We start from the raw sequence: 20,436 nt of genomic DNA on the forward strand, positions 1-20,436 counted from the left end.
GCGCACGAGGGGCATAAAGTCACGTATAAGCACCTTTTTGAGTGGATAAAAGGAACGATAGCCGTCCTATTCTAAAACCATGATATACCGGGTGGTTTAGCAGTGGCGTTATCCATTTTGGCGAACTCTATTCTACATAGAGTTGTATGTTGGCAAACTTTATTTTACCTACACACTTTTATTTTCATATTTCGGCACAACAAGGTACGGAGGCGGAAAATCGTGGATTTAACTGAAATGGCACTAGTAGCAGCAGTACTTTCAACTCTTGGTTTTGCAGTTACCCTTATACGGCATGTCTTGTTTAAAAGGGAGTTCTATAAACTAAAAGAGGACATGAAAAAACATGCTCTTGAGCACGGTGTTAACGAGGAGCTATGGATTTTGTTTGTTACGCGGTCACGGAAGATGCTTAGGTTCTAAGGTGAGTGAGCGCAGCTACTTGGGACACTATTTCAACGAAGAAGGTGTGATTGGCATCAGTCATGATGCCCTACATCAGATGAAGAAACGAGTGCGAGAAGTGACCAAACGAAATAGAGGACGAACGTTCCCAGTAATCATCAAGGAACTATCGACGTATTTACGAGGTTGGCAAAACTACTTTAAACTGGGCTTGAGGTGGTCATTGATAAGTCACCTAGACAGTTGGATAAGACGCCGACTGCGGTGCTATCGTCTAAAGCAGAGCAAGCGGAAATACAGCATAGCGATGTGGCTCATAAGTTTAGGAGTCACCAAGTCTAATGCGTGGAAAGTCGCAGGCTCAGATAAAGGATGGTGGAAACTCTCACGTACGCCGCAAGTGAATCAGGCTTTACCGAACAAACGGTTGGAAGAGTTGGGGTTATACTCATTGTTGGATGGGTATGAAACATTGAAAATCTATTCGGAACCGCCGTATGCGACCCACGCTTGTACGGTGGTGTGAGAGGACGGCGGGAGTGATCCCGCCTCCTACTCGATTGTTGATACACACACTTCGTCACCAAAATAATAAGTGAATGTGGCCCCTACTCTCGATACAACGTGCATGAAAAGAAGAGAAACCAACATGGAATATCACGCTAACAACATAATAACTGCGGAACAACAAGGAGAGCTGATCACCGCAGAACAGATTAAGAGCAGTATAAAAACTAACGCGGCATCAGCCTATTTACTTAGTCTCCGCTCAAAGCTTAGCCGTCAAAAAATGGGTTACTTCCTGAATAATGTAGCCAAAATGACGGGCAACCAAAGCATGTTTCATTGTGACTGGGGGACAATGAGACGCCACCATGTCCAGGGTATTATTGACTTGCTGATTGATGCAGGAAGAGCCCCAGACACCATTAACACCTATCTTGCTGGGTTAAAAGGCGTCGCTCTTGAAGCATGGACAATGAAGCAGATTGATATGGAAAGTTATCACCATATCAAGCAAATAAAGAATGTGCGTGGCGAAAGAATTCCCAAAGGGAGAGCGCTAGAACGTCATGAAGTTGCCCAGCTTTTCAAAGTGTGTGATGAAGACTCACGATGTAAAGGAGTTAGAGATAGTGCAATTTTTGGGGTGCTTTTAGGCTGCGGTTTAAGGAGAAGTGAAATAGTGGGCCTAGATCTAGGTCATATAAATTGGCGAGAACAAGCAATTACAGTTATGGGTAAAGGTAATAAAGAACGATTGGCCTTTATGCCCGACGGAACGCTTCGAAGATTAAAATTGTGGGTTAATGATGTTCGAGGTGAACAGCCTGGGCCTCTTTTTCCAAGAATTCGACGACATGATGATGTACAAGACAGTCGAATGACAGATCAGGCAATCTACGAAATCTTGAGAACTAGACGAATGGAAGCTGGGTTAGAGCATTGCTCTCCTCATGACTTGCGTCGGACTTACGCGAACGACTTATTGGAAACTGGCGTTGATATCATGACCTTAAAGGATATGATGGGACATGCTAGCGTTACTACCACTCAAAGGTATATTCGCATCAAAGATGAGCAAATGCGAAATGCAAGTAAGAGGTTGGTAATTTAACATGCTCGTATCATTCCTGACATGGTTTTTAGTTGGTTTGCTGCCCATTGTGCTGGTGGTCATTATTCAAAACCTTATTGGAAAGCTGTTAACCCCTATTGCGCTTAGCAATAAAGGCAGCCGGGGGGTGTACTTAGCTACAGCAGCTATTGGAGTGCCTATTCATGAACTCAGTCATGCTATTGCGGCGTTCCTTTTTCGGCACCGAATAACCAAAATAAAATTTTTTGAATACACTGCTGGGCATGGCCGCTTGGGATATGTCGAGCATCAATGGAACGTGTTGTCACCGTTGCAAAATGTCGGGCTTTTCTTTATTGGTATTGCTCCTTTGATAGGAGCTGGTGCAGTCATATACTTAACTACAAAGCTAATGCTTCCAGGCTTATTGGATACGCTGGCTTGGCGCATAGTAGAAATTCCTATGGGAATAACGGGCGATCCAGTCAAAGATGCTTTCTATGCTGTGCAGTACGGCATTTCTGGTGCTGGTATTGCGATTCTTTCCGTGAGCTCGGAGCCTCAGTTCTGGCTCTGGATGCTGATCAGCAGCGTTGTGGCGTTTCACTCGACACCAAGCAAAGCTGATATGCAGAGCGCATGGAAGGGAGCGATAGCCGTAGGAGTGTTATTTACGGGGATTGTCTTCATTTTTGAGGCTTATTATCCACTAACCGAAATGGTGGTTGGTTATTGGCTTTACAGTGTATCTATTATGTCTGCCACAATTGTATTTTCTATGCCTTGGTGGGTAATATTGCTGATGATCGCTATGGTTTCAAAACGCTAGCTCTCTGTTTTTTTAGCTGTTCTCTCAAGCAAAGCGCTTTGGCGGAGTATTGCCAACACGTCAGCAACCGTCATTTTCCATCCCATAGCAAGACGTCGAATGATAAACGAACCTAATTCAGTACGTTCTTGCGGATTAAACAAACACTGTTTAATCTGCCCTGCTTCTGATAAGGATAGTGAAATCCCTTCGGGTCCATTATGTTGTAATTTGAAACCTTTGTTACGCTTAGAACCGTGATAAGCCCCCTCGGATAAACGAGCAAGGCCGAACAGTACCTGAGTAAAGCTGGTAAGCTCATACCTTGTCAACTGGACGGAAATTTTTTCCTGCCAGTTTGCATCAGTGCCAAGAAGTGGCGCAATCTCGATTGTGACCGAAGGATATTCATCCTTTTGGGTCTCTGTATACTGGAACTGAACTACAACACGCTGGTGTTTGTTATAGATTTTAAAAGCTTCACCAAACAATTTAGATACTTCTCCACTGCGTTATGATAAGAATTCGATTTTACACAGGCTATCGTGGCGGATCGGTATCCCAAAATGCCCATAAAGGGCAAGTTTCAGGATGAAGGCCAGATATGCTTAACCTGCTTTATCTAGAAAGGTTAAAGGTTGAGGCTCAAGGATATACACTAAGCCTTTGGGCGCACGGCTGAGTACATCAACAGCATTAATACTCAACCTTTTAACCTTCACCTCAAGGTTACTTAGAAGATTAATAATCTGAATCAACGCTGCCTTACACATAGTACGATCAACATCTTCAAGCACTAAAACGCTTTGCTCCAACGTTTCTTTACCGTCGTTATGAATCTTCTCCATTATCCACTTCATCGCAATCGATCCGGTGCCGGAGCATGGCTCATAGAAAGAAATTTCTTGATTGTGATGGTCACTAGGCGATCCTACGAGTGCTGCGAGTAAACGCCCCAGCTCTGGTGGGGGTCGTCTCAGAATTCGGAAAATAAAGCACGCTAAGGCGTAGTCACCCCGTGACTCCCCCGCGCCGATGCAGCGAGCTTCGTTCCGTCTTGCAGTGACGCAATCAGCGGGCAGGAAACGTTCCCTTTCCGCGCATGGCAGGCGCACACCAGTTCAGACAGCACGGCCTCCATGCGTGCCAAGTCGGCCATCTTCTCGCGCACATCCTTGAGCTTGTGCTCGGCCAGGCCGCTGGCTTCCTCGCAATGGGTGCCATCCTCCAGCCGCAGTAGCTCGGCGATTTCGTCCAGGCTAAAGCCCAGCCGCTGGGCCGATTTCACGAACCGCACTCGTGTTACATCCGCCTCGCCATAGCGGCGAATGCTGCCATAGGGCTTGTCTGGCTCCGGCAGCAGGCCCTTGCGCTGGTAGAACCGGATGGTCTCCACATTGACCCCGGCCGCCTTGGCAAAAACGCCAATGGTCAGATTCTCAAAATTAATTTGCATATCGCTTGACTCCGTACATAACTACGGAAGTAAGCTTAAGCTATCCAAACCAAATTTGAAAGGACAAGCGTATGTCTGAACCACAAAAGTCTGAACCACAAAACGGGCGCGGCGCGCTCTTCGCCGGTGGGCTGGCCGCCATTCTTGCGTCGGCCTGCTGCCTGGGGCCGCTGGTTTTGATCGCCTTGGGGTTCAGCGGGGCATGGATCGGCAACCTGACGGTGCTGGAACCCTATCGCCCGATCTTCATCGGCGCAGCGCTGGTCGCGCTGTTTTTCGCCTGGCGGCGCATCTACCGCCCGGCGCAAGCCTGCAAACCGGGTGAGGTCTGCGCGATTCCCCAAGTGCGAGCTACTTACAAGCTCATTTTCTGGATCGTGGCCGCGCTGGTCCTGGTCTCGCTCGGATTTCCCTACGTCATGCCATTTTTCTATTAATCACAGGAGTTCATCATGAAAAAACTGTTTGCCGCCCTCGCCCTCGCTGCCGTTGTTGCCCCCGTGTGGGCCGCCACCCAGACCGTCACGCTGTCCGTGCCTGGCATGACCTGCGCCTCTTGCCCGATCACTGTCAAGCACGCGCTTTCCAAGGTTGAGGGCGTGAGCAAGACCGACGTAAGTTTCGACAAGCGCCAGGCCGTCGTCACCTTCGACGATGCCAAGACCAACGTCCAGAAGTTGACCAAGGCGACCGAGGACGCGGGCTATCCGTCCAGCCTCAAACGCTGATCCGTTAACCGAACTCGGGAGCGACACATGGGACTCATCACGCGCATCGCTGGCAAAACCGGCGCGCTCGGCAGCGTCGTTTCCGCGATGGGCTGCGCCGCCTGTTTTCCTGCCATCGCCAGCTTTGGCGCGGCCATCGGACTGGGCTTCTTGAGCCAGTACGAGGGGCTATTCATTGGCATCCTGCTGCCGATGTTCGCCGGCATCGCGTTACTCGCCAATGCTATCGCTTGGCTCAATCATCGACAGTGGCGACGCACGGCGCTCGGCACGATAGGCCCGATCTTGGTGCTGGCAGCGGTGTTTTTAATGCGGGCTTACGGCTGGCAGAGCGGTGGACTGCTCTATGTCGGCCTGGCCTTGATGGTTGGGGTGTCGGTCTGGGATTTCATCTCGCCAGCACATCGCCGCTGCGGGCCGGACAGCTGTGAATTGCCAGAACAACGTGGCTGACGGCAACAGCCGTAGCCACCACAGAAAAGGAAAAATACATGACCACCCTGAAAATCACCGGGATGACCTGCGACTCGTGCGCGGCTCACGTCAAGGAAGCCTTGGAGAAAGTGCCCGGCGTGCAATCGGCGCTGGTGTCCTATCCGAAGGGCACAGCGCAACTCGCCATTGAGGCGGGCACGTCATCGGATGCGCTGACTACCGCCGTGGCCGGACTGGGCTACGAGGCAACGCTTGCCGATGCGCCACCGACGGACAACCGCGCCGGCCTGCTCGACAAGATGCGCGGCTGGATAGGGGCCGCTGATAAGCCCAGTGGCAACGAACGCCCGTTGCAGGTCGTCGTCATTGGTAGCGGTGGAGCCGCGATGGCGGCAGCACTGAAGGCCGTCGAGCAAGGCGCGCAGGTCACGCTGATTGAGCGCGGCACCATCGGCGGCACCTGCGTCAACGTCGGTTGTGTGCCGTCCAAGATCATGATCCGCGCCGCCCACATCGCCCATCTGCGCCGGGAAAGCCCATTCGACGGCGGCATGCCACCCACACCGCCGACGATCTTGCGCGAGCGGCTGCTGGCCCAGCAGCAGGCCCGTGTCGAAGAACTCCGTCATGCCAAGTACGAAGGCATCCTGGACGGCAATTCAGCCATCACCGTTCTGCACGGTGAAGCGCGTTTCAAGGACGACCAGAGCCTTATCGTTAGTTTGAACGAGGGTGGCGAGCGCGTCGTGATGTTCGACCGCTGCCTGGTCGCCACGGGTGCCAGCCCGGCGGTCCCGCCGATTCCGGGCTTGAAAGAGTCACCCTACTGGACTTCCACCGAGGCCCTGGCGAGCGACACCATTCCCGAACGCCTTGCCGTAATCGGCTCGTCGGTGGTGGCGCTGGAGCTGGCGCAAGCCTTTGCCCGGCTGGGCAGCAAGGTCACGGCCCTGGCGCGCAATACCTTGTTCTTCCGTGAAGACCCGGCCATCGGCGAGGCGGTGACAGCCGCTTTCCGTGCCGAGGGCATCGAGGTGCTGGAGCACACGCAAGCCAGCCAGGTCGCCCATATGGACGGTGAATTCGTGCTGACCACCACGCACGGTGAATTGCGCGCCGACAAGCTGCTGGTCGCCACCGGCCGGACACCGAACACGCGCAGCCTGGCATTGGAAGCGGCGGGGGTAGCCGTCAATGCGCAGGGGGCCATCGTCATCGACAAGGGCATGCGCACCAGTAGCCCGAACATCTACGCGGCCGGCGACTGCACCGACCAGCCGCAGTTCGTCTATGTGGCGGCAGCGGCCGGCACTCGTGCGGCGATCAACATGACTGGCGGCGATGCGGCCCTGGACCTGACCGCAATGCCGGCCGTGGTGTTCACCGACCCGCAGGTCGCCACCGTGGGCTACAGCGAGGCGGAAGCACATCACGACGGGATCGAGACCGACAGTCGCCTGCTAACACTGGATAACGTGCCGCGTGCGCTTGCCAACTTCGACACACGCGGCTTCATCAAGCTGGTCATCGAGGAAGGTAGCGGACGGCTCATCGGCGTGCAAGCGGTGGCCCCGGAAGCGGGTGAACTGATCCAGACGGCGGTGCTCGCCATTCGCAACCGTATGACCGTGCAGGAACTGGCCGACCAATTGTTCCCCTACCTGACCATGGTCGAAGGGCTGAAGCTCGCGGCGCAGACCTTCAGCAAGGACGTGAAGCAGCTTTCGTGCTGCGCCGGATGAGGAAAAGGAGGTGTTCAATGAGCGCCTACACAGTGTCCCGGCTGGCCCTTGATGCCGGGGTGAGCGTGCATATCGTGCGCGACTACCTGCTGCGCGGATTGCTACGGCCGGTCGCGTACACCACGGGCGGCTACGGCTTGTTCGATGACACCGCGTTGCAACGGCTGCGCTTTGTACGGGCTGCCTTCGAAGCGGGTATCGGCCTGGACGCACTGGCGCGGCTGTGCCGGGCGCTGGATGCTGCGGACGGTGACGGTGCGTCTGCGCAGCTTGCCGTGTTGCGGCAACTCGTCGAGCGTCGGCGCGAGGCCCTGGCCAGCCTCGAAATGCAACTGGCCGCCATGCCAACCGAACCGGCACAGCACGCGGAGAGTCTGCCATGAACAGCCCAGAGCACTTGCCGTCTGAGACGCACAAACCGATCACCGGCTACTTGTGGGGCGCGCTGGCCGTGCTCACCTGTCCCTGCCATTTGCCGATTCTCGCCATTGTGCTAGCCGGCACGACGGCCGGCGCGTTCATCGGGGAGCACTGGGGTATTGCAGCCCTCACGCTGACCGGCTTGTTTGTCCTGTCTGTGACGCGGCTGCTGCGGGCCTTCAAGGGAAGATCATGACCGCTTCCCAGCCAGCCGAGAGTGGGCAGCTTTGAGCTTCGCTACCAATCTGGAGGAGTACCACCATGAACGCAAACGCCCCGAACACTGCCAGTTGCACCACCTGCTGCGTATGCTGCAAAGAAATTCCGCTCGATGCCGCCTTCACCCCGGAAGGCGCGGAATACGTCGAACATTTCTGCGGGCTGGATTGCTATGAACGCTTCCAGGCACGCGCCAAGGCCGCGACAGAATCTGACATTGCGCCTGTCCCTGGCGGTTCGCAGCCGTCAGATTGAGGCATACCCTAACTTGATGTCAGATGCCATGTGTCATTTTCAGAAGACGACTGCACCAGTTGATTGGGCGTAATGGCTGTTGTGCAGCCAGCTCCTGACAGTTCAATATCAGAAGTGATCTGCACCAATCTCGACTATGCTCAATACTCGTGTGCACCAAAGCGAGGTGAGCATGGCGACGGAGGCTCTGTTGCAAAGATTGGCGGCAGTCAGAGGTAGGCTGTCGCTCTGCGCCGATCAGGCGGCTGCTGCGAAATGGTGGTTGAGCATGCCCATGGCCTCCGTCAGCGCCGAGGGCCCAATGCCAAAAGCTCTCTCCACAAGGCGCACCTCGCCCCTGATGCCGGGCTGCAGGCACCAGGGGCGAGCCTGTCCTTTGCGCAGGGCTCGCATGACTTCGAATCCCTTGATCGTGGCATAGGCCGTGGGGATCGATTTGAAACCGCGCACCGGCTTGATCAGTATCTTGAGCTTTCCGTGATCGGCCTCGATCACGTTATTGAGATACTTCACCTGCCGGTGGGCCGTCTCCCGGTCCAGCTTTCCTTCGCGCTTCAATTCGGTGATCGCTGCACCATAGCTCGGCGCTTTGTCGGTATTGAGCGTGGCAGGCTTTTCCCAGTGCTTCAGGCCTCGCAGGGCCTTGCCCAGGAACCGCTTCGCTGCCTTGGCGCTGCGGGTCGGCGACAGGTAGAAATCGATCGTGTCGCCCCGCTTGTCGACTGCCCGGTACAGGTAGGTCCACTTGCCCCGCACCTTGACGTAGGTTTCATCCAGGCGCCAGCTCGGATCAAAGCCACGCCGCCAGAACCAGCGCAGCCGCTTCTCCATCTCCGGGGCGTAGCACTGGACCCAGCGATAGATCGTCGTATGGTCGACCGAAATGCCGCGTTCCGCCAGCATTTCCTCAAGGTCGCGATAGCTGATCGGATAGCGACAATACCAGCGCACCGCCCACAGGATCACATCACCCTGGAAATGGCGCCACTTGAAATCCGTCATCGTTCCGTCCGTCCAATCTCCGCCAAGCATGCTCAAGCTTCACGATTTTTGCAACAGAGCCCACACGAGTATTGAGCATAGTCGAGATTGGTGCAGATCACTTCTGATATTGAACTGTCAGGAGCTGGCTGCACAACAGCCATTACGCCCAATCAACTGGTGCAGTCGTCTTCTGAAAATGACATTTGGTATCTCTCATAAACGGATGTTTTTGAGAGAACTATCTTCGGCCTTCACACGCACGAAAGGCGGCGAAGCTCCGCCGTTAATCCGTCCGCCGGAGATCTCGCCCAGGCAGGCTGAAGGCCGAGCAAGCCTGACAGGCCCGAAAAGCCCGGCACGGGCGTCGGCGGCGATGACGGCGGCGGCATTATCCAGGGTTGATGATGGAAGTGGAGGATATCGACAACCTCTCGCGCAACCAAGACATCGCGGTCGGACTGCAAGTGATCTTGAAGCCACGGGCCCGTCCCACCCCGACATGGACCTCGATGCCCGAACGGACGTTAGATTTCGAGTTCTAGGCGTTCTGCGATGAAGGTTGGATCCCAGCCGGGATTGAAAGTGTCGACGTGGGTGAATCCGAGCCGCTCGTATAGGCCACGCAGGTTCGGGTGGCAGTCGAGCCGCAGCTTGGCGCACCCCTGCGTTCGCGCGGCATGGCGGCAAGCCTCGATCAGCGCGGAGCTGACACCCCGGCCCGCATGTGTCCGTCGCACCGCGAGCTTGTGCAGATATGCGGCCTCCCCCTTGAGGGCGTCGGGCCAGAACTCGGGATCCTCGGCCGACAAGGTGCAACAGCCGACGATGCCGTCGCTGCAACTCGCGACTAGGAGCTCGGATCTCAGGACGAAGGTCTCCGCGAATGTCCGGTCGATCCGCGCGACGTCCCAGGCGGGCGTTCCCTTGGCGGACATCCACGCCGCAGCGTCGTGCATCAGCCGCACAACCTCGTCGATATCACCCGAGCAGGCGACCCGAACGTTCGGAGGCTCCTCGCTGTCCATTCGCTCCCCTGGCGCGGTATGAACCGCCGCCTCATAGTGCAGTTTGATCCTGACGAGCCCAGCATGTCTGCGCCCACCTTCGCGGAACCTGACCAGGGTCCGCTAGCGGGCGGCCGGAAGGTGAATGCTAGGCATGATCTAACCCTCGGTCTCTGGCGTCGCGACTGCGAAATTTCGCGAGGGTTTCCGAGAAGGTGATTGCGCTTCGCAGATCTCCAGGCGCGTGGGTGCGGACGTAGTCAGCGCCATTGCCGATCGCGTGAAGTTCCGCCGCAAGGCTCGCTGGACCCAGATCCTTTACAGGAAGGCCAACGGTGGCGCCCAAGAAGGATTTCCGCGACACCGAGACCAATAGCGGAAGCCCCAACGCCGACTTCAGCTTTTGAAGGTTCGACAGCACGTGCAGCGATGTTTCCGGTGCGGGGCTCAAGAAAAATCCCATCCCCGGATCGAGGATGAGCCGGTCGGCAGCGACCCCGCTCCGTCGCAAGGCGGAAACCCGCGCCTCGAAGAACCGCACAATCTCGTCGAGCGCGTCTTCGGGTCGAAGGTGACCGGTGCGGGTGGCGATGCCATCCCGCTGCGCTGAGTGCATAACCACCAGCCTGCAGTCCGCCTCAGCAATATCGGGATAGAGCGCAGGGTCAGGAAATCCTTGGATATCGTTCAGGTAGCCCACGCCGCGCTTGAGCGCATAGCGCTGGGTTTCCGGTTGGAAGCTGTCGATTGAAACACGGTGCATCTGATCGGACAGGGCGTCTAAGAGCGGCGCAATACGTCTGATCTCATCGGCCGGCGATACAGGCCTCGCGTCCGGATGGCTGGCGGCCGGTCCGACATCCACGACGTCTGATCCGACTCGCAGCATTTCGATCGCCGCGGTGACAGCGCCGGCGGGGTCTAGCCGCCGGCTCTCATCGAAGAAGGAGTCCTCGGTGAGATTCAGAATGCCGAACACCGTCACCATGGCGTCGGCCTCCGCAGCGACTTCCACGATGGGGATCGGGCGAGCAAAAAGGCAGCAATTATGAGCCCCATACCTACAAAGCCCCACGCATCAAGCTTTTGCCCATGAAGCAACCAGGCAATGGCTGTAATTATGACGACGCCGAGTCCCGACCAGACTGCATAAGCAACACCGACAGGGATGGATTTCAGAACCAGAGAAAGAAAATAAAATGCGATGCCATAACCGATTATGACAACGGCGGAAGGGGCAAGCTTAGTAAAGCCCTCGGTACATTTGTTTTCTGATTTAGTGACAATGGTAAGGAACAGTTATGCAAATCAACTTAAATACTCCGGGCACAGCGGCTACATCAACAATACAAACTGTTGCTCCTGCTGCTCAGGCTAAAACCACCACTACAACAGCACCCTCTACTGCAGACACTGTCACCTTATCTGCTGAAGCAAAGGCGAAGCTGGCTGCAGAGCAGCAAGAATCTAAAGCAATAAATCCAACACTGACTACATTAGGTGGTGGCTGGGGTAATGAACCACCAAAATAAGAGGTAGTTTGTGGGGACATTTATTACGACTCTTGCTGAGTACTTATGGGTGTTGTGCATAGGTTCTCTACTGCTGTCCTTAGTCTGGTCGGCCAGTAAATCTGCACGAATAACCATATTGATACTCACTTTATCGGGATTAGCTCAAGACAGGATTGCTCCTTTGCTGATGGGGATATCTGAAACATCTCCTGAGCTCGCTCGCTTACTTTGGTACCCAAGTTGGGTGATATGTCAAACATTGACGCTTGGTATCATCTGGGTTATTCATAGAAAATTCGTATGGGCGGTTGAACAAATCACTCAATTCATTTGTTTAAGCATCTTGATGCACTCTGTTCTGCAGGTAGCGAGATTCACAGACAGAGTCATATTTGGCACTGATCTATTGGGTGGTATATACAAATATGGAATACCAGCTATAAATATCGCAGCAATTTTAGCGATATTTTTATGGTCCATATCAGGAGCCGTCAAGCACAGAAAGGAACTTCAGGAATGCTGACTTTTGTTATGTCTGCAATTACGTTTGGCTTTTTACTGTTAAGTCTGTTTTTCTACAAGAAGTTGATTGGAATGTCAGATGCATTAAACATTATCGAAAAGCAGGTGGCCGCTGATATGGAGATCCGGGCGCATAGATTATGCCTGCTTGCATACGAAGCGCAACGGTTCGGTAACTCTGTGGATAGACGTGCTTTGGATGAAGAGTTTAAAGATTTTTTGCACCTGTACATTGAAGACTACCAAGCAGAAGTCGCAAAAAAGATCAGAGAACATAAGCTCAGCGAGATTTCTGCCTACGGATTTATTAAATTAGATAAGTAGTCATAACAACAAAGCTGTGGACAAGATCTGTCTTGTCTTATTTTAAATGCCCCCCACTGCTTCTCATAGTGATGCACGCCAGCTTTGGCCACCTTTAGATTTGACTGATGCTGCTTGTTAAGAAAATTCTGAATATCTTGCTGAACCTGATGCACAGCATCCAGTAATTGGGCTAAAGCAAACTCCTCGGCATGAAACACAAAGGTTTTACTGGCAGGTTCAAGCCAGCAAAACATGGCTTCATTATCCATCCAGGTGATCACCTGATTAAAACCGGTTAAATGATGCGCTTGATAACGACGCAGAGCAGTATTATCCCGCACTGAATGATCCAGCTCATCTGCATGACGCCATAACGCCTCATTCCGCAGTGGATGGTTTAGATCAGGCAGGTTGATTTCACTTCGCAGCGCCATGGCTCTATGACACAAATCCAGCCCCAGTTCTCCGCAACACTTGGCGGGCCAGAAAATCCGGGATAATTGATAGCTATGGATCAGAATTAAATGCACGGCATCGTACATATCTTCACAAGCCCGGCGCTGACAATCCCAGTCTTCAGACCAGTCATGTAATTGTTTGATGGCTCTGTCCAGTTGCTGACCAGCCTCAACGACTAACTCAGCTTGCAGTTCTGCCTGCTTCATGTAGACCAATAATTCTTTGGCATCCATTTCAACACTCCTGTAAGACGAGACAACACCCTGATTCGGGTACTCTGTATTTTCAGTGTAGAAAGCAAAAAGTCCTTTGCAAGCTGACAAAACAGAAGCTAAGTTATAGATTTTCCAGTTATTACCTATTAACGGTCCTTCAATAAATCTAAGCTGCTGAGTTCATGTGATATAGCATCTTTTGGATTTTTCAGATTTTTTGTATTTATTTTCAACAATCTGCTGTTCTGTTCAGCAAAAAAGCGAGTCACAAGCTATCGGTTATAAAATAAGATGGCCGTTCTAAACCGGGCTTTCATCAAATAGTTACATCTGTTTTTTAAACTTTGACGTACAATAACTGCCTTTTTCGTTGCTGCAGAGGAATTTTATGCTGGGCTTTTTTGAACGCTTAACCAACCCTTTCCCTGATAAAGAGCCAACTCAGCCACCTCAAGGCCTGTTTGCATTTTGTTTGCATTACAGTCAAGGCATGGTGTTGCCTCTGATCCTGATGTCTATTGCGACAGCCTTACTGGCCGCATTAGAAGTGTCCTTATTTGGCTATATGGGGCAATTAGTCGATTGGTTGGTAACCAAGAATCCGGCTACTTTCTGGCAGGAAGAGCAGGATACCTTGATCACTATGGCCATAGTGATGTTGCTGGTGTTGCCTGGTTTGGTATTTTTTCACTCAGCCCTGATCCACCAAACTATATTGGGTAACTACCCTATGTCGATCCGCTGGCTGGCGCATCGTTATTTACTGAAACAAAGTTTGGGTTTCTACCAGAATGAATTCGCTGGTCGCATCGCCACTAAAGTGATGCAAACGGCTTTGGCAGTGCGCGAAACGGCCACCAAGCTGCTGGATGTGATGGTGTATGTGGTGGTGTATTTTGGCTCTATGTTGTATCTGATCGCCGATGCAGATTGGCGCTTGGTACTGCCGATGATTGCCTGGTTAGTCATATACACCGGCTTGCAGTTTTATTTTGTGCCGAGACTGAAACAAGTTGCAACAGAACAAGCCGATGCCCGTTCAGAAATGACAGGCCGTATTGTCGACAGCTACACCAATATCAGCACTATTAAACTGTTTTCACACACGGCTCGTGAGTCAGAATACGCCCGCGATAGCATGCAGCTGTTTCTGGTGCCTGTGTACAGACAAATGCGACTGGCTACCTGGCTCAATATTTGTGTGCAGGGTCTGAACTATCTGTTGGTGTTCTCTATTGCCACGCTGGCGATATGGCTTTGGTCTGTCAATGCCGTCACTGTGGGCTCTATTGCCATCGCAGTCAGTCTGGCGCTGCGTTTAAATGGTATGTCGCAGTGGATCATGTGGGAAGTCAGTGCACTGTTTGAAAACATAGGTACTGTGGCAGATGGTATTGCGACTTTGTCTCAGCCTCAGCAAATCATCGACAAAGCTGATGCGAAGCCGCTTGAAGTGCCACAAGGTCAGATTGAGTTTAAGCAACTGAACTTTAACTACGGCAAAGCAGCAGGTGAACATGGTCCTGTGATTGATGGTCTGGACTTGTCGATTAAACCCGGTGAAAAAGTAGGTTTAGTCGGCCGTTCTGGTGCTGGTAAATCCACGCTGGTGAACTTACTGCTGCGCTTTTATGATGTCAATTCAGGCCAGATTTTGATAGACGGTCAGGACATCAAAACTGTATCACAGGAAAGTCTTCGCGCTCATATAGCTATGGTGACCCAGGATACCTCCCTGCTACACCGTACTGTAAGGGAAAATATTTTATATGGTCGTCCTGGCGCTACCGAAGCGGAAATGATTGAAGCAGCCCGTTTAGCCGAAGCCGATGCTTTTATTCAGGAGCTTACCGATCCTAAAGGCAACAGTGGCTACGACGCTCAGGTGGGCGAACGTGGAGTCAAGCTTTCTGGTGGTCAACGTCAACGTATTGCAATAGCTCGGGTTTTACTGAAAAACGCCCCTATTCTGATTTTGGATGAAGCCACCTCAGCGCTGGACTCCGAAGTAGAATCAGCTATTCAGCATAGTCTGACTCAGTTGATGATAGGCAAAACGGTTATAGCCATTGCACACCGTTTATCTACCATAGCAGCTATGGACAGGCTGATCGTTCTGGATCAAGGTCGTATTGTGGAACAAGGCAGTCATCAGGAACTGATCGCCAAAGGCGGTATTTACGCTCAATTATGGGCGCATCAAACCGGCGGCTTTATTGGTGTGGAATAAATAATAAAGGTCAGAGTCTTGGCTCTGACCTGTTGTTTTTAGCTTAAACGCGGGTCGGTTTCAGCGACCATCGGCCGGTTTAAATGCGCATTTCTGAACTGTAATAATACAGGGAAGGGTTTTAAGTCGACTAAATCGCGGAACAATATCCAGTCGATTAAAGTGAACAGACTGATACCAGGATAGTCCCAGTCACCGAAATGCCCTGCCCTGATTTGTTGCTCAAGTGCCTCTAGCGTCGCCTGAATTCGCTCATGCTGAAGATTAAAAAACAATTTATCTTCAGTCACGTCAAAACCTGAGCGCTTACAAAGCAGTAATTCAACCAAGGAGTCTGTGCAGGCATTGATGGTCGTCAGACCGTTTTCCTGATCCCAGCTCAATGGTTTGAATTTCAGTTTCGAAGCCAAATAACGATAAATTACGCCTGAATCAAAAATAACCTGCTCTCCATCCACTAACACAGGCACTTTGCGTGCCGGATTATGTTGTACCAACACTGAACGGCCTTCAGACTCAAAAATATTAAGCGCTACAAACTGATAAGGTTGCCCTGCCAGTACTAAACGTAAACGACGAACAAAAGGGGAAGCCACTGAACCTAATAACTGCATAACCTACTCCAATTTCAAACCATAGCTTTAGTGTACAACCAGAGTCAGCGGCTTAGATAGTGCTGATAGTCTGTTAATTTGGGCTTAGGGCAGAAAGCTTTTTCAATTCAAATTGATACGCAGTCTGAGCAACCTGCGCAATGATAGCTTCATTGGTTCGGCTTGACTCGGCTGAGTCTTTCACAAAAACAGCAACCAGCAAGGGCCGTCCATCAGGCAACAGAATGATACCTAAATCATTAGTGGCCGCAGTTTTTCCGGCTTTGATACCCGAAGTACCAGTTTTATGTGCGACCACAGTACCAGCTGGTAACAAACCTTTTAACCGCTCTGGTCCTGTGGTGGTTTCGACCATCCACTTCCATAACAAAGCCTGCGAGGTTTCAGACAGCTGTGTTTTTTGCTCAAACTTTTTCAGGATCTCTGCAGCACCTTTCATCGAGGTCCAGTTTTGATACTGCACCTGATCATCGGCGTGCATCTGCGCTTCATTTGCGACCACAGCGGTCTCCTTTATACCCATAGACTGGATATAGTCATGCAAAGCAGCTGGTCCACCAACCAGTTCAAATAACAAATCACAGGCCACGTTATCGCTGTGCGAGACCGAGTATTGCAGCAGTTGCTGCACTGGAACACTAAACTCGTCTCCCTGATACGCTTTCATTATCGGAGCCCAGGTATTCTGTAAAACCTTAGCCCTGTTTACGATAACGGTCTGATTTAAATCCAACTTTCCCTGATCAACCTGATGCAGTACCAACATAGCTAAATGCAATTTAAATACACTTTGCATTGGGAATTTTTCAAAAGGATTAATCAGTAAAGGTTCCAGATCGTCAGGCCCCCACACTGCAACGCCTACAGTGGCTTTTTTTCCAATGACTATGGATTCAATTTGCTCTTTTAACAGTGGGGATTGCGCTGAGGTTTCGAATGAACTAAAAGATACCATCAGTAGCGTCGAGGCAGTAACTACAGCTTTTATAATGACATTCATCGGATTGTCCTTTTGATAAGTCGATATGAATTATACAAAAGGCAGCCAAAGCTGCCTTTTTAGGGTATAGGAGCCGTCAAAAAATGGGTTACTTCCGGGTATAGGAAGTATAAACCACCTTTTTGCTCCTCATCCGAAGTATCTTACCTGAAATTCCCTCACTCGTTTACCGCTCAAGCCCCAATTTTAACTGCCGGTCCAGCCTAAACCGCTCTAATAAGGTTCGATTTGGCGGTAAAATCTCTAGCCTGATAGCTCGAGAGATACAAACTGCCCCACCGCCCCGTTTAAAAGTTGGCAGTGTTGAGCAGTGTTGGATTTGGGGTCGTCAGTCAAAGAGACGACTCTGTGATGGATCGAACAGGCTGGGAGTCAGTGGCGGCGCTCGTTCTGGTGGCAGCTCACGCTGCTTGGCGGCATTCGCCTTGGCTGTTTTCTGTTTCAGATGCTTGAGAATCTGCTCAATGACCTTCGGATCTTCGATGCTGGCAATCACTTTGACGTGACCGCCGCAGTGTTCGCAGACTTCAATATCAATATTGAAGACTCGCTTGAGGCGTTGCATCCAGGTCATGGCGCGGTGGCGCTCTGCAGGACTCTTGTCACGCCAGTTAGTATCGAGACCTTCCGATTTGTCGGGCTTCTTGCCCCGCTTGGCGGGTGTTACTTGAACTCGGTGTTTGCTGTTCGGTGCAAAGACGCCGTGGAAGCGTGTGAGGTTGACTCGCGGCTTAGGTACCAACGCAGCGAGTTTGGCGATGAAGTCCAGCGGCTCGAAGATCACATGGGTGGTGCCATTGCGGTACGGAGTTTTGAGCTCGTAACGCACCTGCCCATTGGCGGTTAATGCCAGACGTTTTTCTGAAACCGCTGGCCGACTAATGTAGCGACACAAGCGCTCAAGCTTATCCCGCTGATGCGCTTCGGCCATCACACCGGCGTGTAGCGAGAAACCAGCATGGTTGGCTACTCGACTGCTTGAGTCGGCTTTATCCTCACGCCCTGGCAAGGTTTGCAGGGTGAAGACTTTGCGCCCTTGCTGGGGGCCGACGGCAATGCGATACGTAACCGAAGCACCATGTAATTGAGTCAGCGTATCGTCTTCGCCCTCTTCCAGTGTCAACCACGTATTCTCGGCATCACGCTCCAAAATCCCACGCTTTTCCATGCAGCGAGCGATGCGATGGCTGAGGGTGTGAGCGAGCGTATTCAGCTCATCGTAAGTGGGTGCCTTGACACGATGGAAGCGTTGCTTGCCATAGTCATCTTCGGCATAGACACCATCGAGAAACAGCATGTGGTAGTGGACATTGAGATTTAGCGCGGAGCCAAAGCGTTGGATAAGAGTCACTGAGCCAGTTTGTGCAGAGGCTTTGGTGTAACCGGCTTTTTTGATCAGATGAGTTGAGAGTGTACGATAGACGATACTCAAGACCTGGCCCATCAGCTGGGGATGGCGAGCCAGCAAAAAGCGTAGCTGGAAAGGAAAGCTGAGCACCCACTGGCGAATGGGCTCCTTGGGGAAGACTTCGTCTATCAGCAGCGCCGCACTCTCGGCCATCCGGCGGGCACCGCAGCTAGGGCAAAAGCCGCGTCGTTTACAGCTGAAGGCGACCAGACGCTCGTGATGACAATCCTCGCAGCGAACCCGCATGAAACCATACTCCAGACGGCCACATTGGAGGAGGTCGTTGAATTCTTGTTGGATGTAGCGAGGCAGGTGTTGACCTTGGGCTTCGAGTGAGGCTTTGAAGGCTGGGTAGTGCTGCTCAACCAGCTGGTAGAGCAGCGTCTGGTCGGGTTGGTGGCGTTCGTAACCGTTTGTTTGAGTGGGCGATTGACTCGCCGTGGCGTTCCTTGCCAGCGACATGGGTATCCTCCGCTGATACTGTGGTTATGTACAGTATCAGCGGCTTGCGTTCAGACGTCCAGTCTGGCCCTAGACATCGCTAAATGCTTAACCCGCAATAGCCCTCACGAGTTGTTATCAGCCACTACCGGTTGAGCGAGAAGGTTTTGGGTTCAGGGTGCTATTGCTCCACCAATCACAATACTGAAGCCCCAACTGTTATCAGTTGGGGCTTTTTCTTGTCTGTTTGCGGCGGTTGCGTTTTATCGGTAGTCGTCGAGCTCTGCACCATCCCACATAAGAGCTTAACGGTGCGATCTTCAACGCCATCACACAAAACTTTCTTTTTCACGCACAGTCAACTTATTGGATGTTTTATTAACAACCCAAAAGGAGATATTTAGCGGGCGGCCGGAAGGTGAATGCTAGGCATGATCTAACCCTCGGTCTCTGGCGTCGCGACTGCGAAATTTCGCGAGGGTTTCCGAGAAGGTGATTGCGCTTCGCAGATCTCCAGGCGCGTGGGTGCGGACGTAGTCAGCGCCATTGCCGATCGCGTGAAGTTCCGCCGCAAGGCTCGCTGGACCCAGATCCTTTACAGGAAGGCCAACGGTGGCGCCCAAGAAGGATTTCCGCGACACCGAGACCAATAGCGGAAGCCCCAACGCCGACTTCAGCTTTTGAAGGTTCGACAGCACGTGCAGCGATGTTTCCGGTGCGGGGCTCAAGAAAAATCCCATCCCCGGATCGAGGATGAGCCGGTCGGCAGCGACCCCGCTCCGTCGCAAGGCGGAAACCCGCGCCTCGAAGAACCGCACAATCTCGTCGAGCGCGTCTTCGGGTCGAAGGTGACCGGTGCGGGTGGCGATGCCATCCCGCTGCGCTGAGTGCATAACCACCAGCCTGCAGTCCGCCTCAGCAATATCGGGATAGAGCGCAGGGTCAGGAAATCCTTGGATATCGTTCAGGTAGCCCACGCCGCGCTTGAGCGCATAGCGCTGGGTTTCCGGTTGGAAGCTGTCGATTGAAACACGGTGCATCTGATCGGACAGGGCGTCTAAGAGCGGCGCAATACGTCTGATCTCATCGGCCGGCGATACAGGCCTCGCGTCCGGATGGCTGGCGGCCGGTCCGACATCCACGACGTCTGATCCGACTCGCAGCATTTCGATCGCCGCGGTGACAGCGCCGGCGGGGTCTAGCCGCCGGCTCTCATCGAAGAAGGAGTCCTCGGTGAGATTCAGAATGCCGAACACCGTCACCATGGCGTCGGCCTCCGCAGCGACTTCCACGATGGGGATCGGGCGAGCAAAAAGGCAGCAATTATGAGCCCCATACCTACAAAGCCCCACGCATCAAGCTTTTGCCCATGAAGCAACCAGGCAATGGCTGTAATTATGACGACGCCGAGTCCCGACCAGACTGCATAAGCAACACCGACAGGGATGGATTTCAGAACCAGAGAAAGAAAATAAAATGCGATGCCATAACCGATTATGACAACGGCGGAAGGGGCAAGCTTAGTAAAGCCCTCGCTAGATTTTAATGCGGATGTTGCGATTACTTCGCCAACTATTGCGATAACAAGAAAAAGCCAGCCTTTCATGATATATCTCCCAATTTGTGTAGGGCTTATTATGCACGCTTAAAAATAATAAAAGCAGACTTGACCTGATAGTTTGGCTGTGAGCA

The 20,436-nt window shown here is 52.4% G+C and carries 26 protein-coding genes; 13 read left to right on the plus strand and 13 right to left on the minus strand.

The genetic code is table 11. The features are described from left to right. Positions 1 to 424 precede the first annotated feature (424 nt). The 3 genes from R7E78_RS09970 (at position 425) to R7E78_RS09980 (ending at position 2,813) form a co-directional block, all read left to right on the plus strand. The gene (locus R7E78_RS09970) at positions 425 to 931 is read left to right on the plus strand and encodes a group II intron maturase-specific domain-containing protein (protein WP_318057873.1); all 507 of its coding nucleotides are present in this window, start codon (positions 425 to 427) and stop codon (positions 929 to 931) included. Positions 932 to 1,054: 123 nt separating this feature from the next. Then, positions 1,055 to 2,023: a tyrosine-type recombinase/integrase gene (locus tag R7E78_RS09975; protein ID WP_172686225.1), complete on the plus strand. Its 969-nt coding sequence runs from the start codon at positions 1,055 to 1,057 to the stop codon at positions 2,021 to 2,023. A 1-nt stretch (position 2,024) separates the two neighbouring features. Beyond that, positions 2,025 to 2,813: a hypothetical protein gene (locus R7E78_RS09980; RefSeq protein ID WP_172686182.1), complete on the plus strand. Its 789-nt coding sequence runs from the start codon at positions 2,025 to 2,027 to the stop codon at positions 2,811 to 2,813. On the opposite strand, the gene R7E78_RS09985 is transcribed toward R7E78_RS09980, so the two are convergent. The 3 genes from R7E78_RS09985 to merR all read right to left on the minus strand — a co-directional run bounded on the left by R7E78_RS09985 (position 2,810) and on the right by merR (position 4,248). After that, complete coding sequence (locus R7E78_RS09985; protein WP_172686181.1) at positions 2,810 to 3,283, minus strand: hypothetical protein; 474 nt, start codon at positions 3,281 to 3,283, stop codon at positions 2,810 to 2,812. The genes R7E78_RS09980 and R7E78_RS09985 overlap by 4 nt on opposite strands. 117 nt (positions 3,284 to 3,400) lie before the next feature. After that, positions 3,401 to 3,652: a hypothetical protein gene (locus R7E78_RS09990; RefSeq protein WP_318057874.1), complete on the minus strand. Its 252-nt coding sequence runs from the start codon at positions 3,650 to 3,652 to the stop codon at positions 3,401 to 3,403. Between the two features lie 140 nt (positions 3,653 to 3,792). Then, entirely contained in the window at positions 3,793 to 4,248 is a 456-nt protein-coding gene (gene merR / locus R7E78_RS09995; RefSeq protein ID WP_001166628.1) for an Hg(II)-responsive transcriptional regulator, read from the minus strand. A gap of 71 nt (positions 4,249 to 4,319) precedes the next feature. Here merR and merT point away from each other — a divergent pair, with 71 nt between their 5' ends. The 7 genes from merT (at position 4,320) to R7E78_RS10030 (ending at position 8,047) form a co-directional block, all read left to right on the plus strand. Next, positions 4,320 to 4,685, plus strand: a complete 366-nt coding sequence (merT, locus tag R7E78_RS10000; protein ID WP_001294656.1) for a mercuric ion transporter MerT — start codon at positions 4,320 to 4,322, stop codon at positions 4,683 to 4,685. A 15-nt stretch (positions 4,686 to 4,700) separates the two neighbouring features. Then, positions 4,701 to 4,976 carry a mercury resistance system periplasmic binding protein MerP gene (merP, locus tag R7E78_RS10005; protein ID WP_000732275.1) on the plus strand — a complete coding sequence of 92 codons (276 nt, stop codon included), beginning with the start codon at positions 4,701 to 4,703 and terminating at the stop codon, positions 4,974 to 4,976. Positions 4,977 to 5,003: 27 nt separating this feature from the next. Then, positions 5,004 to 5,429, plus strand: coding sequence for an organomercurial transporter MerC (gene merC, locus R7E78_RS10010; protein ID WP_000522996.1), 426 nt, complete (start codon positions 5,004 to 5,006; stop codon positions 5,427 to 5,429). A gap of 38 nt (positions 5,430 to 5,467) precedes the next feature. Beyond that, positions 5,468 to 7,153, plus strand: coding sequence for a mercury(II) reductase (gene merA / locus R7E78_RS10015; protein ID WP_000209296.1), 1,686 nt, complete (start codon positions 5,468 to 5,470; stop codon positions 7,151 to 7,153). A gap of 17 nt (positions 7,154 to 7,170) precedes the next feature. Next, positions 7,171 to 7,536: a mercury resistance co-regulator MerD gene (gene merD, locus R7E78_RS10020; RefSeq protein WP_001277466.1), complete on the plus strand. Its 366-nt coding sequence runs from the start codon at positions 7,171 to 7,173 to the stop codon at positions 7,534 to 7,536. Beyond that, positions 7,533 to 7,769 carry a broad-spectrum mercury transporter MerE gene (gene merE, locus R7E78_RS10025; RefSeq protein ID WP_001087807.1) on the plus strand — a complete coding sequence of 79 codons (237 nt, stop codon included), beginning with the start codon at positions 7,533 to 7,535 and terminating at the stop codon, positions 7,767 to 7,769. Before merD ends, merE begins: the two co-directional genes overlap by 4 nt. A gap of 65 nt (positions 7,770 to 7,834) precedes the next feature. Continuing rightward, positions 7,835 to 8,047 (plus strand): DUF3330 domain-containing protein, encoded by a 213-nt coding sequence (locus R7E78_RS10030; protein WP_000993245.1) that lies wholly within the window; start codon positions 7,835 to 7,837, stop codon positions 8,045 to 8,047. A 237-nt stretch (positions 8,048 to 8,284) separates the two neighbouring features. Here the strand turns inward: R7E78_RS10030 and R7E78_RS10040 are convergent, their stop codons facing one another. The 4 genes from R7E78_RS10040 to R7E78_RS10060 all read right to left on the minus strand — a co-directional run bounded on the left by R7E78_RS10040 (position 8,285) and on the right by R7E78_RS10060 (position 11,334). Then, complete coding sequence (locus tag R7E78_RS10040; RefSeq protein ID WP_001389365.1) at positions 8,285 to 9,049, minus strand: IS6-like element IS6100 family transposase; 765 nt, start codon at positions 9,047 to 9,049, stop codon at positions 8,285 to 8,287. Between the two features lie 506 nt (positions 9,050 to 9,555). Continuing rightward, positions 9,556 to 10,056: a GNAT family N-acetyltransferase gene (locus R7E78_RS10050; protein WP_000376623.1), complete on the minus strand. Its 501-nt coding sequence runs from the start codon at positions 10,054 to 10,056 to the stop codon at positions 9,556 to 9,558. A 127-nt stretch (positions 10,057 to 10,183) separates the two neighbouring features. After that, on the minus strand, positions 10,184 to 11,023 hold the full coding sequence (gene sul1, locus R7E78_RS10055) for a sulfonamide-resistant dihydropteroate synthase Sul1 (RefSeq protein ID WP_000259031.1): 840 nt from the start codon (positions 11,021 to 11,023) through the stop codon (positions 10,184 to 10,186). Beyond that, a complete protein-coding gene (locus tag R7E78_RS10060) occupies positions 11,017 to 11,334 on the minus strand; it encodes a DMT family transporter (protein WP_071211019.1) in 318 nt (105 codons plus the stop codon). The genes sul1 (R7E78_RS10055) and R7E78_RS10060 overlap by 7 nt, the downstream gene beginning before the upstream one ends. 2 nt (positions 11,335 to 11,336) lie before the next feature. Here R7E78_RS10060 and R7E78_RS10065 point away from each other — a divergent pair, with 2 nt between their 5' ends. Together R7E78_RS10065 and R7E78_RS10070 are read left to right on the plus strand one after the other, a co-directional pair. Beyond that, on the plus strand, positions 11,337 to 11,567 hold the full coding sequence (locus R7E78_RS10065) for a hypothetical protein (RefSeq protein WP_032495677.1): 231 nt from the start codon (positions 11,337 to 11,339) through the stop codon (positions 11,565 to 11,567). A 498-nt stretch (positions 11,568 to 12,065) separates the two neighbouring features. Next, entirely contained in the window at positions 12,066 to 12,395 is a 330-nt protein-coding gene (locus R7E78_RS10070; protein WP_033917513.1) for a hypothetical protein, read from the plus strand. Here the strand turns inward: R7E78_RS10070 and R7E78_RS10075 are convergent. Further along, the gene (locus tag R7E78_RS10075; protein ID WP_032495674.1) at positions 12,368 to 13,069 is read right to left on the minus strand and encodes a hypothetical protein; all 702 of its coding nucleotides are present in this window, start codon (positions 13,067 to 13,069) and stop codon (positions 12,368 to 12,370) included. The genes R7E78_RS10070 and R7E78_RS10075 overlap by 28 nt on opposite strands. 370 nt (positions 13,070 to 13,439) lie before the next feature. On the opposite strand from R7E78_RS10075, the gene R7E78_RS10080 reads away from it, so the two are divergent. Beyond that, entirely contained in the window at positions 13,440 to 15,281 is a 1,842-nt protein-coding gene (locus R7E78_RS10080) for an ABC transporter ATP-binding protein (protein ID WP_032495614.1), read from the plus strand. 38 nt (positions 15,282 to 15,319) lie between these two features. Here R7E78_RS10080 and R7E78_RS10085 read toward each other — a convergent pair whose 3' ends face one another. The 5 genes from R7E78_RS10085 to R7E78_RS10105 all read right to left on the minus strand — a co-directional run bounded on the left by R7E78_RS10085 (position 15,320) and on the right by R7E78_RS10105 (position 20,350). After that, on the minus strand, positions 15,320 to 15,895 hold the full coding sequence (locus R7E78_RS10085) for a glutathione S-transferase family protein (RefSeq protein WP_001176353.1): 576 nt from the start codon (positions 15,893 to 15,895) through the stop codon (positions 15,320 to 15,322). A gap of 73 nt (positions 15,896 to 15,968) precedes the next feature. Continuing rightward, on the minus strand, positions 15,969 to 16,895 hold the full coding sequence (locus R7E78_RS10090) for an inhibitor-resistant extended-spectrum class A beta-lactamase PER-1 (RefSeq protein ID WP_001100753.1): 927 nt from the start codon (positions 16,893 to 16,895) through the stop codon (positions 15,969 to 15,971). A 328-nt stretch (positions 16,896 to 17,223) separates the two neighbouring features. Beyond that, positions 17,224 to 18,765: an IS91-like element ISCR1 family transposase gene (locus R7E78_RS10095; RefSeq protein ID WP_000050481.1), complete on the minus strand. Its 1,542-nt coding sequence runs from the start codon at positions 18,763 to 18,765 to the stop codon at positions 17,224 to 17,226. Positions 18,766 to 19,169: 404 nt separating this feature from the next. After that, positions 19,170 to 20,009 carry a sulfonamide-resistant dihydropteroate synthase Sul1 gene (gene sul1, locus R7E78_RS10100; RefSeq protein WP_000259031.1) on the minus strand — a complete coding sequence of 280 codons (840 nt, stop codon included), beginning with the start codon at positions 20,007 to 20,009 and terminating at the stop codon, positions 19,170 to 19,172. Further along, entirely contained in the window at positions 20,003 to 20,350 is a 348-nt protein-coding gene (locus R7E78_RS10105; RefSeq protein WP_000679427.1) for a quaternary ammonium compound efflux SMR transporter QacE delta 1, read from the minus strand. Before R7E78_RS10105 ends, sul1 (R7E78_RS10100) begins: the two co-directional genes overlap by 7 nt. Positions 20,351 to 20,436 lie beyond the last annotated feature (86 nt).

It is taken from the genome of Vibrio sp. YT-19(2023) (assembly GCF_033337395.1).

Excerpts from the sequence above, each read along its gene's own strand:
- R7E78_RS09975 (WP_172686225.1), top strand. The coding sequence starts at position 1,055 with ATGGAATATCACGCTAACAACATAATAACTGCGGAACAACAAGGAGAG.
- R7E78_RS09980 (WP_172686182.1), top strand. The coding sequence starts at position 2,025 with ATGCTCGTATCATTCCTGACATGGTTTTTAGTTGGTTTGCTGCCCATT.
- R7E78_RS09990 (WP_318057874.1), bottom strand. The coding sequence starts at position 3,652 with ATGAAGTGGATAATGGAGAAGATTCATAACGACGGTAAAGAAACGTTG.
- merR (WP_001166628.1), bottom strand. The coding sequence starts at position 4,248 with ATGCAAATTAATTTTGAGAATCTGACCATTGGCGTTTTTGCCAAGGCG.
- merT (WP_001294656.1), top strand. The coding sequence starts at position 4,320 with ATGTCTGAACCACAAAAGTCTGAACCACAAAACGGGCGCGGCGCGCTC.
- merP (WP_000732275.1), top strand. The coding sequence starts at position 4,701 with ATGAAAAAACTGTTTGCCGCCCTCGCCCTCGCTGCCGTTGTTGCCCCC.
- merC (WP_000522996.1), top strand. The coding sequence starts at position 5,004 with ATGGGACTCATCACGCGCATCGCTGGCAAAACCGGCGCGCTCGGCAGC.
- merA (WP_000209296.1), top strand. The coding sequence starts at position 5,468 with ATGACCACCCTGAAAATCACCGGGATGACCTGCGACTCGTGCGCGGCT.
- merD (WP_001277466.1), top strand. The coding sequence starts at position 7,171 with ATGAGCGCCTACACAGTGTCCCGGCTGGCCCTTGATGCCGGGGTGAGC.
- merE (WP_001087807.1), top strand. The coding sequence starts at position 7,533 with ATGAACAGCCCAGAGCACTTGCCGTCTGAGACGCACAAACCGATCACC.
- R7E78_RS10030 (WP_000993245.1), top strand. The coding sequence starts at position 7,835 with ATGAACGCAAACGCCCCGAACACTGCCAGTTGCACCACCTGCTGCGTA.
- R7E78_RS10040 (WP_001389365.1), bottom strand. The coding sequence starts at position 9,049 with ATGACGGATTTCAAGTGGCGCCATTTCCAGGGTGATGTGATCCTGTGG.
- R7E78_RS10050 (WP_000376623.1), bottom strand. The coding sequence starts at position 10,056 with ATGGACAGCGAGGAGCCTCCGAACGTTCGGGTCGCCTGCTCGGGTGAT.
- sul1 (WP_000259031.1), bottom strand. The coding sequence starts at position 11,023 with ATGGTGACGGTGTTCGGCATTCTGAATCTCACCGAGGACTCCTTCTTC.
- R7E78_RS10065 (WP_032495677.1), top strand. The coding sequence starts at position 11,337 with ATGCAAATCAACTTAAATACTCCGGGCACAGCGGCTACATCAACAATA.
- R7E78_RS10070 (WP_033917513.1), top strand. The coding sequence starts at position 12,066 with ATGCTGACTTTTGTTATGTCTGCAATTACGTTTGGCTTTTTACTGTTA.
- R7E78_RS10075 (WP_032495674.1), bottom strand. The coding sequence starts at position 13,069 with ATGGATGCCAAAGAATTATTGGTCTACATGAAGCAGGCAGAACTGCAA.
- R7E78_RS10080 (WP_032495614.1), top strand. The coding sequence starts at position 13,440 with ATGCTGGGCTTTTTTGAACGCTTAACCAACCCTTTCCCTGATAAAGAG.
- R7E78_RS10085 (WP_001176353.1), bottom strand. The coding sequence starts at position 15,895 with ATGCAGTTATTAGGTTCAGTGGCTTCCCCTTTTGTTCGTCGTTTACGT.
- R7E78_RS10090 (WP_001100753.1), bottom strand. The coding sequence starts at position 16,895 with ATGAATGTCATTATAAAAGCTGTAGTTACTGCCTCGACGCTACTGATG.
- R7E78_RS10095 (WP_000050481.1), bottom strand. The coding sequence starts at position 18,765 with ATGTCGCTGGCAAGGAACGCCACGGCGAGTCAATCGCCCACTCAAACA.
- sul1 (WP_000259031.1), bottom strand. The coding sequence starts at position 20,009 with ATGGTGACGGTGTTCGGCATTCTGAATCTCACCGAGGACTCCTTCTTC.
- R7E78_RS10105 (WP_000679427.1), bottom strand. The coding sequence starts at position 20,350 with ATGAAAGGCTGGCTTTTTCTTGTTATCGCAATAGTTGGCGAAGTAATC.